Source organism: Bradyrhizobium centrosematis, from assembly GCF_045571495.1.
Taxonomy (GTDB): Bacteria; Pseudomonadota; Alphaproteobacteria; order Rhizobiales; family Xanthobacteraceae; genus Bradyrhizobium; species Bradyrhizobium centrosematis.
This window is the reverse complement of sequence record NZ_CP120703.1, coordinates 505,006-518,676: the sequence shown is the minus strand read 5'-3', so window position 1 is coordinate 518,676 and position 13,671 is coordinate 505,006. Positions and strand designations below refer to the sequence as shown.

The window sequence follows — 13,671 nt, the reverse complement described above, 5'->3', positions numbered from 1 at the left end:
GAGGCGACGGCGGCGGCTTACGCCGCGCGGATATTGCCCATGAAGCGGTCGAGCTCGGCACGAAGGCGGGTGCTTTCGGATGACAGCGTCTTGGCCGAGTTCAGCACCTCTTCCGAGGCCGAGCCGGTCTCGGCGGCACCGCGGTTGACCTGGCCGATATCGGCGGCCGCGGTCTGGGTGCCCTGCGCCACGGTCTGGACGCTGCGCGCGATCTCCTGCGTGGCCGCACCCTGCTGCTCGACTGCGCTGGCGATCGAGGTCGAGATCGAGGAGATCTGGCCGATGGTCGCGCCGATCTCCTTGATCGCGGCGACCGATTCGGCCGTGGCGCCCTGCATGCCCGCGATGTGCGAGGAGATCTCGTCGGTGGCTTTCGCGGTCTGGCTCGCCAGCGATTTCACCTCGCTGGCGACCACGGCAAAGCCGCGGCCGGCTTCGCCGGCGCGTGCCGCCTCGATGGTGGCGTTGAGCGCGAGCAGATTGGTCTGCTCGGCAATCGCCGTGATCAGCTTGACCACTTCGCCGATCTGCTGGGCGGCATGCGAGAGCTTGCCGATGCGGCCGTCGGTTTCCTTGGCCTGCAGCACGGCGGCTTCTGCAATCCGGCTGGAGTCGCGGACCTGGCGGCCGATCTCCTCGACGGAGGCGGAGAGCTCTTCAGTCGCGGTGGCGACCGACTGCATGTTGGAGGAGGCCTGCTCGGAGACGCCGGCGACCTGGCTCGACAGGCTCTGAGTGGTCTCGGCGGTGCGGGTCAGGGTGGAGGCCGCCGATTCCAGCTGCACGGCCGAGGCCGAGACGTTGGAGACGATGGCGCCGACCGCGCTTTCGAAATCATCGGCAAAGCGGATCAGCTCGGCGCGGCGGCTTGCGGCCTGCTCCCGGTTCTGGACTTCGCTGGCGGCGGCATCGCGCTCGGCCTTGGCGATGGCCTGGACCTTGAACTCCTCGACCGCGCCCGCCATCTCGCCGATCTCGTCCTTGCGGCCAAGACCCGGCAGCACGACGTCGAAATTGCCCGAGGCGAGCTCGCGCATCGCCTTGCACATCGCGATCATCGGCCGCGAGATGCCGGTACCGAGCAGGAACGCGAGAACCGCACCAAGCAAAGTACCGCCGATGGCCAGCATCAGAACCAGTTGCTCGGTCTTGCCGATCGTCGCTTCCGATTCGGAATCCAGCCGCTGCTGCTCGGCGACGAGGTCCGCCTTCATGGCGGTCGCACCTTGCAGGATCGCACCCGCCGAACCGCTCATCTCGGTGACGAGCTCGTCGACCAGCTTGGCGTTGGCGATCAGCTTCTCCAGCGCTTCGCGATAGGCGCCGAGGATGGTCTTGGCGTCCTTCAGGCCGGCGACGATCTTGTCGTCCATCGAATAGACCGCGCCGAGCGAGTTCTCGACGAATTTCAGCCGCGCCAACGCGCTGCTCGCGATCGCCTGATCGGACGTCAGCACGAAGTTGGTGGCTGCGGCGCTCGCGGTTTGGAACTGAGCATTGACCTGCTTGGTGCCGAACTCGATCGCCTGCGCCTCGGAATCGGAGGCGTTGTTGCCGATGTCGTCGAGCTTGTATTTGAGGAGATTGGCTTGGCGTTGCAGCTGGTTCTGCACCAGCAATGTGCTGTCGCGCTTGGCCTGGAGAACCTTGGCGAAGGTCGCGGAGAAATTCGAGAACTCCTTGGCGAGCTTGTCGAGACCCTCCTTGCGCGCCGGGGACTTGGCGCTCTTGACGGCCTGGTCGATGGCATTCCTCAGGCTGGTCTCGGCATCAAGCGCCGCCTTGGCGTCGTCTTCCTTGCCGGTGACGACGAAATATTTGACGGCCGAACGGTAGGCAAGCAGCTCGCGATCGATGTTGCGGGCGAGGTCGGCCTCCGACACGCTGCTGCGGTAGGAGCCGACCCCGGCCGAGACCCGCTCGAAGCCGAAATAGGAAAAGGCCATGCTGCCGGCGGAGATCGCCAGCACCGCGGCAAACCCGAGGATGATCTTGGCGCGGAACCTAAGCGTGGGAAAAATTGTGCGCTTTGACGGCGACGCGATACGCCCGGACATTCCCACCCCCAAAAGATCTGTTCTTGCATGTGCAGCCCGGCCTGGGAGCAGCCCTTCCCCGACCGGCGATGAAAATTAGGGCAGAATCGTCAAGGGGCGGTAAATTCGTCCAGCAGAGACGGCTCGGGCGGAGCACACGTTCCGCGGGGCGGCCCGCCAGGTTGCGACCAGACGAAAAAGGCCATACTCTGTGGGCACTTGTCAGGCACTTGGCATCAGACCGAGCCGGACCTTGAGGGAGAAACGGAGTGGGGCAAACCGACTTTCGGTTTGGCGGTGCGTCTGGCGTTGCCGTCGCGAAGTCGAAGGCCGCGGGCATCGAGCAAGCCGTTGCCGACCTTGCCGCCCAGCTCCCATCCGACGAGCTGGCGCTGATTCTGCTCTTCGTCTCCCCGGCCTACGATCCGCACCAATTCATCGCCGAGATCAGCCGGCAATTCGACGGGATCCCGGTCTGCGGCTGCACCACCGCCGGCGAGCTGGCGCCTGACGGCTGGGACGAGAACAGCGTCGTCGCCCTGGCCTTCAGCCGCGCCGACTTCTCGGCCGTGGTCCGCCCCATTCTCAATCTCGACAGCTTTCGCGTCGAGGACGGCCGCAGGATCGGCGCCGAGCTCCGGCAGGAATTGCTGCGGGTGTCCTCCCAGGTCGAGCGCGGAAATCCGTTCGGCCTGGTCCTGATCGACGGCCTCTGCCGCCGGGAAGAAGCGGTGATGTCCGCGATCTACGCCTCGCTGGACGACATTCCCATCGTCGGTGGATCTGCGGGCGACGGGATGCGGTTCGAGCGGACCTGGGTGTTCCTCGACGGCAAGGCGCACACGAATGCCGCGCTCCTGATCCTCTTGAGCACGTCGCTGCCGTTCCGGGTTTTCAAATGCGACAATTTCGAACCGCGGCCTCAGAAGATGGTGGTCACCGAGGCCGACATCGAGAATCGAACGGTCAGGGAGCTGAACGCCGAGCCTGCGGCCCAGGAATATTCCCGCGTCGTCGGGATCATGGACGCCAAGCTTGATCCGTTCTCGTTCGCCTCACATCCCGTCCTGGTCCGCGTCGGCGGCTCCTATTACGCCCGCTCGATCCAGCGCGTCGAACCGGATGGGTCGCTGCACTTCTTTTGTGCCATCGACGAAGGCATGGTGCTGACGGCAGCGACGTCGCGCAGCCTCGTCGGCACGACGCGCGAAGCCTTCGCGGAAACGCGCGACCAGATCGGCGAGGTCTCGCTCTATATCGGGTTCGAATGCCTGCTGCGCCGGCTCGATGCCGAGCAGCACCAGCTCGCCCGCGACATGTCCGAGCTCTACCGTCAGAATCGCGTGGTCGGTTTTCATACCTATGGCGAGCAGTTCGGCTCGATGCACGTGAACCAGACGTTCACGGGCGTCGCCATCGGCAGGCGTCCGTCGTGACAGAGCTTTGGCAGGACCCTGACACGGTCGCGCAGCTGCAGCGGGAAACCGCGAAGCTGAAGAAGATCAATGCCGCGCTGATGTCCCGCGTCGAGCGCTCGATGGACCAGCAGCTCAACGCCTTCTCGCTGTTCGAGACCGCGATCGCGCTCGACCGCCAGGTCCGGGACCGGACCTGCCAGCTGCGTGAGGCGCTGCATTCGATCGAACGCGCCAATGAGGGTCTGTATCGCGCCAAGCAGCAGGCCGAGGCCGCAAGCTCGCTGAAATCGTCGGTCCTGATCTCGGTCACCCACGATCTGTTGCAGCCGCTGAACGCGGCGCGCCTGACGCTGTCGGCGCTGGCCGAGATGATGGAGGCGCAGGAGGCGGGTCTTTTGATCGACCAGGTCGACCGCTCGCTGGTGACGCTGGAGGACCTGTTGCGGTCGTTGCTGGAGATCGCCAAGCTCGACGCCGGCGCGCTCAGGCCCGACGTGCGTCCGCTGGCGCTGGCGCCGCTGTTCGAGCAGCTTCGCAACGAATTCGCGCCGATCGCCGCACGGCAGGGCCTGTCCTTGCGCATCCGCAGCTCGCCACTCGCGGTGTCATCGGACGCGATGATGCTCCGGCGCATCCTGCAAAACCTGCTCGCCAACGCCATCCGCTACACCCGCAGCGGCGGCGTCGTGATGGGGTGCAGGCGCCGAAACAACCGCATCTGCGTCCAGGTCTCCGATACCGGACCAGGAATTGCGCCGACACAGCAGGAAGCCATCTTTCGCGAATTCCAGCGCGGCGAAGTCAGCGCAACCGACCAGGCCGGGTTCGGGCTCGGCCTCTCCATCGTTCGCCGCTTCGCGACCGTGCTCCGCCACGAGGTCCGGCTGTCGTCCCAGGTCGGCAAGGGGTCGACGTTCGTCCTCGAGCTCGAGCCGGCCGATCTCGCCGAGGTCACCGACGAGGTGCACGAGACCAAGCTCAGTGAGCATCAGTATGGCGGCCTCGAAGGCGCCAAGATCCTGCTGGTCGAGAACGATCCGTCCGGCTCCGACGCGATGGCCGCCCTGCTGGAAGGCTGGGGCTGCGACGTCGCGACCACGCCATCGGCGGCGGACGCGCTGCTGCGCCTCAGTGAGCTCGGCGGTGCCCCCGACGCGGTGATCGCCGATCTTCATCTCGATCACGGCGAGAACGGATTGTCGGCGATCGCCGACATCCGGGAGCACCTGAAGCTCGATGTACCCGCGATGATCATCACCGCCGACTACTCCGAGAAGGCCGCCAAGCAAGCGAGCCTCTCCGGCCTCGAAGTGCTGAAGAAGCCGGTCAAGCCTGCCGAGATGCGCGCGCTGTTGTCGTTCCTGCTGACGTGACGGCGATCTACTCCGACTGCGCGCGATCGTGCTTGGCCCGCCTCCCGTCGCTCGCCAGCGTCGCAAAGTCGATCTTCGACATCTCGACGATCGCCTTGGTCCGGCTCACCACATTCAGCTTGCGCAGGATGTCGGAGACATGGACCTTCACGGTGGTCTCGGAAATGTTCAGCTCATAGGCGATCTGCTTGTTCTGGAGACCCCGCTTGAGCATTTCGAGCACGCGCAATTGCTGCGGCGTCAGGTTGTGCAGCCGTTTCAGCAGATCATGAGCGGGACTGGGGGCCCGCTGCGGCCGGGCTGCACGATAGGCGTCGGGAATGCAGACGAGACCCTGCAGCGCCTCACCGATCGACCGGGCGAGCTCCTGCTTGGACGAGGATTTGAAGATGTAGCCGGCCACGCCCAGCGACAGCGCGCCGGAGATGATCCTGGGATCCTGATGTCCCGACACGATGACGACAGGGACTTTCGGGAAGGCCTTGCGGATGCGAACGACGCCCGAGAGGCCGGTCGTGCCCGGCATCGACAGATCGAGCAGGAGGAGGTCGAGCTCGGCGCCCGTGGACAGCTGCTCCAGCGCGCCGTCGACCGACATGGCCTGCAGGATCTCGGCCCCGGGCGCCACCATTTGCAGCGCGCCTTCGAGCGCCTCGCGAAACAACGGGTGGTCTTCGACAATCAGAAATCGCGTCACGCGTGAGCCATTTCCAAATCGTTGCTGGATTTCGAGCTTGAACGAGGATGTATCAGACCGCGCCGGCCGGGTTGATCGAGGTCAACAATGGCGGGGCGGATCATTGCGGCCTCCCGCGGTCGGCCTTCGCATAGGAGCGGTTCCTGGGATCGGGCAGCTCCATCTTGCCGATCTCGATGATCGCCTTGTTGCGGCTGAACAGTCCGAGCTTGCGCAGGATCTCGGTGATGTGCGCTTTGACCGTGGATTCGGCGAGCTGAAGCTCCTGCGCAATCTGCCGATTGGGATAACCGCGACGCAGCAGGTCCAGCACCCTGATCTGCTGCGGCGTGAGCTCGCGGAGCTTGACCTCGAGGGCTTTGCTGGTCTCGGCTTTGCGCCGCTGCGGCGTCGCCACGAAATCTCGCGGCACCGAAACCGAGCCGGAAAGCACGCCCTCGATCGACTGGGCCAGCTCGCGCTTCGACGTCGACTTCGGCAGATAGCCGGCCGCGCCGAGCGCCAGCGCCTCGCGCACCACATGCTGGTCCTCCTCGCTCGAGACGATGGCGACCGGCAGGCGCGGATATGTTTCGCGCAAGCGGAGGAAACCGGAGAAGCCGGTCGCATCCGGCAGCGACAGATCGAGCAGCGCGAGATCGATCCCCTGCTCCGCCGACAGGATCTCCAGTGCGTCCTCGATCGACATCGCCTCGAGGATGCGAGCCTCCGGCAGGGCCAGCCGCACTGCACTGCCCAGCGCTTCGCGAAACAGCGGATGATCGTCGATGATCAGGAAGCTGGCCATGGCGCCTTCCAAGGATCCACCGCACGCGCGGCAGCAGCGCACCCATCCTGTGCCGGTCCGGCGCCGGAAAGATGCAGGGGTAAACGCTACCACATCTTCCCGATGCCGTCCGGTCAAGACCGTTCAGTCATTCGATTCGACCTGAACCGTCAGCAGGAACGAATAGATGCTGGCGAACTGATCGTCGGTGAAGACTTCCTTCCAGGCCGGCATGCCCTTGGCGGGACGCCCCTCATGCACGGTCTTCCAGAACGTGTTGCGCATGTCGTCGCCGTAGCGGTGACGCAACAGCCGCAGGTCGATCTTCCGCTCGCTCTGGATGGCGTCGGGGCCGTGGCAATGCGCGCAGGTTCCGTTGAAGATCTCCTTGCCCGCACCGGCGATTTCCGCATTCGGCGCGGCTGCATCGCCCTTGGTCTCGGTGGCCACCACATTTGCGACCTGCGCCACGCCCGCCCCGGGACCCGTTCCGACCGTGGTTCCCGCCGGCACGGTCTCAGTTGCGCTGAAGCGAACCGGCTGTCCGGCCGGCAAGCCGTATTTCACCGCGAGGTCGGCAATTGTGCTCTGAAGTGTCGGCAGGATCGCGTCGACACGATCGCGGAGCTCGGTCGACCCTTTCGCGAAGCCGATCGCGGCATCCCATGACAGGCCTTCGCCTTCGGTGAGTCGGATTTGATAGCGATCGTTGTAGGCAGTCATGTTCAACCAGCCGGCGACCGGCCCCCAGATGAAGGCAACGTCCGCCCTGCCCTGGTCGAGCGCCTGCATGGCCTCCTCGGGCGACAGCACGGTCACCTTCTGGATGTCGTCACGGGTCGCAAGCAGGTTTTGCGGGGTGCTGGCGTACTGGACGGCGACGCGCTTGCCTCTGAGGTCGTCGACGCCGCCGATCGCCTGCCCCTTTGCCGAAACCAGGGCGTAGCCCTCCCTGGCAAAGGTGTTGGAGAAGATCACGGCGGGCCCCATGAAATCCTCCGAGCGCGGCAGGCCGATCATGGCGTCGCACTGCTTGCCCAGCAACGTGACCCGCACGGTGCGCTTGCCGAAATAGGATTTGTACCAATCATAAGCAATGGGTTGGCCGAGTGCCTGCGCCAGCGCCTGGCCAATTTCGACATAGAAGCCCGGTTGCGACGGATTATCGCTCGAGAACGGCAGGTTGGTCGGATCGGCGCACAGACGGAACGGCTTGGTCTCGTCGGCATAACCGATTGCTGTCGATGCGATCCACGTGGCCGCGGCGGCCGCTGCGAGCCGTCCCGCGGTGGCGCGATGCCGGTTGTTGCCGTTTCCTGGATTGATCGGACGCATCCTCATCTCCGGAAGTTGGGAATTGTTGGACCAGGCGTTGCGGCACGGGACCTCACCCAAGATCCGGCCCGTGCCGTCGCCGCGCGATGTCGAGAAAGCGCGCGCGTATCCCGTCTCCTTCGGGATACGCGCGCGAGTGGTCACTGGACGGAGAACACGAAGAGCGAACCGCCCTCGGGGGCTGCGGCCGTCATCTTCTTCCCAACCTCGCCCAGGAACGCGGGCAATGCAGCCGTGCGGCCGACGACGATGGCCACATATTGCTTGCCGTCGACACTGTAGGTCACCGGGCCCGCGCCGATGCCGGAGCCGAGATTCTTGCTCCACAGCACCTTGCCGGTCTTGGCATCGATGGCGCGGAAGTCGCCATGAATGTTGCCGGCGAAAACGAGGCCGCCGCCGGTGGTCAGCGTGCCACCGTTGAACGGCAGGTCTTCCTTGATCGACCACACCTTCTTCTGGGCGATCGGATCCCAGGCCACGAGCTCGCCGAGGAAGCCGCCGGGACCTTCCTTGGTCGGGAATTCGGCGCCCAGATAGAACACGCCGCGCTTGTAGGCGACATCGGAAACCGACCAGTCCATGCAGACATTGTTCGAGGGGATGTAGACGAGCCCGGTTTGCGGATTGAAGGACATCGGTTGCCAGTTCTTGCCGCCGATCAGGTTCGGGCAGATGTCCTTGGCGGGATGGCCCGGCCCCGGACGCTTGTCCGGATCTTCGACCGCGCGCATGGTGTTGACGTCCCACTTCTTCGCCCAGTTGGAGAAGACGTACTTCTCCGCCGAGAGCACCTTGCCGGTCTCGCGGTTGGCGACGAAGAAGTAGCCGTTGCGATCCGCCTTCATCAGCGCCGGCACGGTGCTGCCGCCGATCTTCAGATCCGCCAGCACGGCCTCGTTGACGCCGTCATAGTCCCAGGCATCGGCCGGCGTGGACTGGATGTGCCACTTGATCTTGCCGGTATTGGGATCGAGCGCGAGCGTCGAGGCGGTGTAGAGGTTGGTCAGCTTGCCGAAATTGCCATCGCCGGTCGAACGAACGCCGGTATTCCACGGACCGGGATTGCTGGTGCCCCAATAGACGGTGTCGCTCTTGGGATCGTAGGAGCCGACCAGCCAGGCCGCGCCGCCGCCATGCTGGGCGGAATCGCCCTTCCAGGTGTCACCGCCGGGCTCGTCCGGACTGGGGACCGTGAAGGTCTGCCACAGCTGCTTGCCGGTGTTGATGTCGAAAGCCTGGAGCGAGCCGCGCACGCCGTACTCGCCGCCGCCGAAGCCGGTGATGACCTTGTCACGCACCACCAGCGGGGGCGAGGTGATGACCGAACCCTGCTTGTAGTCGACGACCTTCGTGGTCCACAGCGACTTGCCGGTCGCGGCATCGAGCGCCGTCAGCTTGCCGTCGAGACGACCGACGAAGATCTTTCCATCGGCATAGGAGACACCGCGATTGTTGACGTCGCAGCAGGCATATTGCAGCACGTCCTCGGGGATTTCGGGCTCCCAGGTCCATTTGCGCTGCCCCGTCGCGGCATCGAGCGCGTAGACGTATTTCGGCCCCCAGGAGCTCGAGACGTACAGCGTGTTGCCGACGACGATCGGCGAGGATTCATTCGAGCGCAGCGAGGCCAGCGAGAACGAATAGGCAAGTGTCAGCTTGCCGGCGTTCTCGGTATTGATCTGCTTGAGCGGGCTGTAACGTGTATTGCCGTAGTCGTGGCCGGCAACCGCCCACTGATTCGAATCGGATTGCGCCTTGATCAGCGAGTCGTTGGCGCGAACGCCTGAAGTAACGGCGGCCAGCATCGCAATCATCGAGATGCCAGCCAAGAATCCCTTCGTTCCAAAGGTCATGTATTCCCTCCACGATGTTGTTGTGCACGCCATGTTGGGCGCCTGAGCGCGCTGCGCCCGTGATGCGCAGTTCGTCTGCGAGCCATCGTTCGAAATTACAGCATCGGCTTTTCGCGCTTAGTATAGGCGGAAGGTAGTAGTGCAAATCATTGGCGACTTTCGCCGCTCATCTCGTTGTCCGCGCTCGCGTCTTCCCCGTATTTTTGCCGCTCGAAATGCGTCGTCGGATCCAGCAGCATCGCTGCCGCGATCGCGCATCAGTCACGATGATGGCGCTACCACCGCGGCAAAGCTTTCGAAGAAGTTCGCAGCAAGTTTTCGCGAGGTCGAATCGATCAGCCGCGAGCCGAGCTGCGCGAGCTTGCCGCCGATCTGCGCCTCGGCTTCGTAATGCAGGATGGTGACCTCCGACGCCTCTTCCGCGAGCCTGACCTTCGCACCGCCCTTGGCGAAACCGGCGACGCCGCCGGCGCCCTCGCCGATGATGCGATAGCCGTTGGGTGCATCGATGTCGGTCAACGTCATCTTGCCGCTGAACGTCGCCTTCACCGGGCCGACCTTCAACACTACCGTTGCCGTCATCTCCGTGGGCGAGGCCATCTCGATCGATTGGCAGCCGGGAATGCAGCGCCTGAGAATCTCGGGATCGTTGAGCGCAGCCCACACCTTCGCTTTCGACGCCGGAATGCGCTGGCTGTCGTTCATCTGCATCGCTTCCACCCTCCGTTGTGTTTGTTCAGTGCGGATAGGGCGGCACGCGCCGTCGATCAATCGCCAGGAAGTAGGAGGCGAGCAATCGCGCCCGGCTGCGCCGCAAGGCGCTCGGCGGGCAGAGGGACCACAGCAAAATCAAAGGCTTAGCGCTCCGGCGCATACTACCAAGATCGCGATTACAAAGTTGCGGGCACGTGCTCCTATTCACGCCAAGGAACAACACATCAGGGGAGAGCAACGTGCCACGGGGCTGAACTTGCGGGCGAGCAGCGGCGGCACGCGGCGTCGACGATGCGGCATGGCCAGCGGCCGCGACACCCAACATTCCAAAGCCACCTTGCGGCTGCGCCATGCATTGGCGATCGTCGCGCCGTGACGGCCGCCACGATGACCTTTCCATGACGCGAGGTCACCAAAATGCCAGTTGCAAAGTTCCGTTGCGCTGTTTCTAATTAGAACCAATCAAAATCATTCTGGGAGGACTCCACGTGTCTACAGTCAAACTGACGGTGAACGGCAAGGCCGTTGCTGTCGACGTCGAGGACCGCACGCTGCTGGTCCAGCTCCTGCGCGATCACCTCAATCTCACGGGAACGCATGTCGGCTGCGACACCAGCCAGTGCGGCGCTTGCGTCGTGCACATGGACGGCAGGGCGGTGAAATCCTGCACCATGCTGGCGGGCCAGGCCGATGGCGCCACCATCACCACCATCGAGGGCATCGCCAAGGGCGACGAGCTGCATCCGATGCAGGCCGCCTTCCGCGACAATCATGGCCTGCAGTGCGGCTATTGCACGCCGGGCATGATCATGTCCGCGATCGACATCGTGCATCGTCACGGCGGCCAGCTCGACGAGGCCACCGTGCGCCAAGAGCTGGAAGGCAATATCTGCCGGTGCACCGGCTACCACAACATCGTCAAAGCCGTGCTGGACGCGGCCGGACGCATGAAGGTCTCGCAGGCGGCCGAGTAGAGCGGCGCGCCTCGAAAGAAAACCACCGCTTGCTGCTTTCGAAGGAAAGCGCAGTCATAAAATTTCCGGTCGGGAGGACCAGACATGGGTGTTGAAGGCATCGGCGCGCGCGTCGTGCGCAAGGAAGACAAGCGTTTCATTACCGGCAAGGGCCGCTACGTCGACGACATCAAGCTGACGGGCATGACCCATGCCCATTTCATCAGAAGTCCGCACGCCCACGCCAAGGTGAAGGGGATCGACGCCTCCGCCGCGCTGAAGATGCCGGGCGTGGTCGCCGTGCTCACGGGCCAGCAGATCGTCGACGACAAGGTCGGCAACCTGATTTGCGGCTGGGCCATCACCTCCAAGGACGGCAGCCCGATGAAGATGGGCGCATGGCCGGCGATGGCGCCGGAGACGGTGCGCTTCGTCGGACAGGCCGTCGCCGTCGTGATCGCCGAAAGCAAGAACCTGGCGCGCGACGCCGCGGAAGCGGTCGTGGTCAATTACGAAGAGCTGCCGGCAGTCGCCGACGTGCTCGCGGCAATCAAGCCCGGCGCACCGCAGCTGCACCCCGAAGCGCCCGGCAACCAGGTCTATGACTGGGTGATCGGGGACGAGGGCGCGACCGATGCCGCCTTCGCCAAGGCCGCCAATGTCGTCAAGCTCGACGTCACCAACAACCGCCTCGCCCCGAACGCGATGGAGCCGCGCGCGGCGATCGCGGACTACGACGCGGCGGAGGAACATTTCACGCTTTACACCACCTCGCAGAACCCGCACGTCGCCCGGCTCGTGCTGTCGGCGTTCTACAACATTGCCCCCGAGCACAAGCTGCGCGTGATCGCGCCTGACGTCGGCGGCGGCTTCGGCTCCAAGATCTTCATCTATCCCGAGGAGATGGTGGCGCTGTGGGCCTCCAAGAAGGTCGGCCGTCCCGTGAAGTGGACCGGCGACCGCACCGAGGCTTTCCTCACCGACGCCCATGGCCGCGACCATGTGACCCACGCCGAGATGGCGTTCGACGCCAACAACAAGATCATCGGCTTCAAGGTGAAGACCTACGCCAATTTCGGCGCCTACATGTCGCTGTTCTCGTCCTCGGTCCCGACCTATCTCTACGCGACGCTGCTGTCGGGCCAGTACAACATCCCGGCGATCCATGCCGAGGTGATCGGGGTCTATACCAACACCACGCCGGTCGACGCCTATCGCGGCGCAGGCCGCCCGGAGGCGAGCTACCTGATCGAACGGTTGATGGAGACGGCGGCGCGGCAGCTGAACGTCGATCCGGCCCAGCTGCGCCGGACCAACTTCATCACCCAGTTCCCGCACCAGACGCCGGTCATCATGGCCTACGACACCGGCGACTTCAACGCTTCGCTCGATGCCGCGATGAAGGCGATCGACTATGCCGGCTTCCCTGCCCGCAAGGCCAAGGCGAAAGCCGACGGCAAGCTGCGCGGCATCGGCGTGTCCTGCTACATCGAGGCCTGCGGCATCGCGCCGTCGAAGGCGGTCGGCAGCCTCGGCGCCGGCGTCGGCCTGTGGGAATCGGCCGAGGTGCGCGTCAATCCGGTCGGCACCATCGAGATCCTCACGGGATCGCACAGCCACGGCCAGGGGCACGAGACCACGTTCTGCCAGCTCGTCGCCGATCGGCTCGGCGTTCCCATCAGCCAGGTCTCGATCGTCCATGGCGACACCGACAAGGTGCAGTTCGGCATGGGCACCTACGGCTCGCGCTCGGCGGCCGTCGGCCTCACCGCGATCCTGAAGGCGATGGAGAAAATGGAAGCGAAGGCCAAGAAGATCGCCGCGCATGCGCTGGAGGCCTCCGAGGCCGACATCGTCATCGAGAACGGCGAGTTCAAGGTGACCGGCACCGACAAGGCGATCGCCCTGCCGATGGTGGCGCTCGCGGCCTATACCGCGCACAATCTGCCCGAAGGCATGGAGCCGGGCCTGAAGGAGAGCGCCTTCTACGACCCGACCAACTTCACCTTCCCGGCCGGCGCCTATATCTGCGAGGTCGAGGTCGATCCCGGCACCGGCAAGACATCCTTCGTCAACTTCGTCGCGGCCGACGATTTCGGCCGGCTGATCAACCCGATGATCGTCGAAGGCCAAGTCCATGGCGGCCTGGTGCAGGGCATCGGGCAGGCGTTGCTCGAGCATGCGGTCTACGATGCCAACGGCCAGCCGGTCACGGCCTCGTTCATGGATTACGCCATGCCGCGCGCCGACGACGTGCCGTCGTTCAACCTGTCCCACACCACGACGCTGTGCCCGGGCAATCCGCTCGGCATCAAGGGCTGCGGTGAGGCCGGCGCGATCGGGGCATCAGCGGCCGTCATCAACGCGATCACGGATGCGATCGGCAAGAACAATCTGGAAATGCCCGCTACCCCCGACCGGGTGTGGCGCACGATCCATGCGGCCTGACCGCTCATCATCGTCGTTCCGGGGCGACGTGAAGCGTCGAACCCGGAATCTGGAGCTGAAGAATTCAACCTCGGG

The 13,671-nt window shown here is 64.6% G+C and carries 10 protein-coding genes; 4 read left to right on the top strand and 6 right to left on the bottom strand.

Annotation, left to right across the window (positions count from 1 at the left end; genetic code table 11):
* Positions 1 to 17: 17 nt before the first annotated feature.
* Complete coding sequence (locus tag P6U31_RS02420) at positions 18 to 2,057, bottom strand: methyl-accepting chemotaxis protein (RefSeq protein ID WP_407186689.1); 2,040 nt, start codon at positions 2,055 to 2,057, stop codon at positions 18 to 20.
* A 248-nt stretch (positions 2,058 to 2,305) separates the two neighbouring features.
* Here P6U31_RS02420 and P6U31_RS02415 point away from each other — a divergent pair, with 248 nt between their 5' ends.
* A complete protein-coding gene (locus P6U31_RS02415) occupies positions 2,306 to 3,472 on the top strand; it encodes an FIST N-terminal domain-containing protein (protein WP_407186688.1) in 1,167 nt (388 codons plus the stop codon).
* Entirely contained in the window at positions 3,469 to 4,827 is a 1,359-nt protein-coding gene (locus P6U31_RS02410; protein ID WP_407186687.1) for a hybrid sensor histidine kinase/response regulator, read from the top strand. The genes P6U31_RS02415 and P6U31_RS02410 overlap by 4 nt, the downstream gene beginning before the upstream one ends.
* Positions 4,828 to 4,834: 7 nt before the next feature.
* On the opposite strand, the gene P6U31_RS02405 is transcribed toward P6U31_RS02410, so the two are convergent.
* The 5 genes from P6U31_RS02405 to P6U31_RS02385 all read right to left on the bottom strand — a co-directional run bounded on the left by P6U31_RS02405 (position 4,835) and on the right by P6U31_RS02385 (position 10,192).
* Positions 4,835 to 5,524, bottom strand: a complete 690-nt coding sequence (locus P6U31_RS02405) for a response regulator (RefSeq protein WP_407186686.1) — start codon at positions 5,522 to 5,524, stop codon at positions 4,835 to 4,837.
* Between the two features lie 100 nt (positions 5,525 to 5,624).
* On the bottom strand, positions 5,625 to 6,311 hold the full coding sequence (locus P6U31_RS02400) for a response regulator (RefSeq protein ID WP_407186685.1): 687 nt from the start codon (positions 6,309 to 6,311) through the stop codon (positions 5,625 to 5,627).
* Positions 6,312 to 6,434: 123 nt separating this feature from the next.
* Entirely contained in the window at positions 6,435 to 7,631 is a 1,197-nt protein-coding gene (locus P6U31_RS02395; RefSeq protein WP_407186684.1) for a c-type cytochrome, read from the bottom strand.
* Positions 7,632 to 7,765: 134 nt separating this feature from the next.
* On the bottom strand, positions 7,766 to 9,481 hold the full coding sequence (locus P6U31_RS02390; protein WP_407186683.1) for a PQQ-dependent methanol/ethanol family dehydrogenase: 1,716 nt from the start codon (positions 9,479 to 9,481) through the stop codon (positions 7,766 to 7,768).
* A 261-nt stretch (positions 9,482 to 9,742) separates the two neighbouring features.
* Positions 9,743 to 10,192 carry an SRPBCC family protein gene (locus P6U31_RS02385; protein WP_407186682.1) on the bottom strand — a complete coding sequence of 150 codons (450 nt, stop codon included), beginning with the start codon at positions 10,190 to 10,192 and terminating at the stop codon, positions 9,743 to 9,745.
* A 491-nt stretch (positions 10,193 to 10,683) separates the two neighbouring features.
* Between P6U31_RS02385 and P6U31_RS02380 the strand changes: the two genes are divergently transcribed.
* Both P6U31_RS02380 and P6U31_RS02375 read left to right on the top strand, forming a co-directional pair.
* The gene (locus P6U31_RS02380) at positions 10,684 to 11,169 is read left to right on the top strand and encodes a (2Fe-2S)-binding protein (RefSeq protein ID WP_407186681.1); all 486 of its coding nucleotides are present in this window, start codon (positions 10,684 to 10,686) and stop codon (positions 11,167 to 11,169) included.
* 84 nt (positions 11,170 to 11,253) lie between these two features.
* Positions 11,254 to 13,596: a xanthine dehydrogenase family protein molybdopterin-binding subunit gene (locus P6U31_RS02375; protein WP_407186680.1), complete on the top strand. Its 2,343-nt coding sequence runs from the start codon at positions 11,254 to 11,256 to the stop codon at positions 13,594 to 13,596.
* Positions 13,597 to 13,671: the final 75 nt, after the last annotated feature.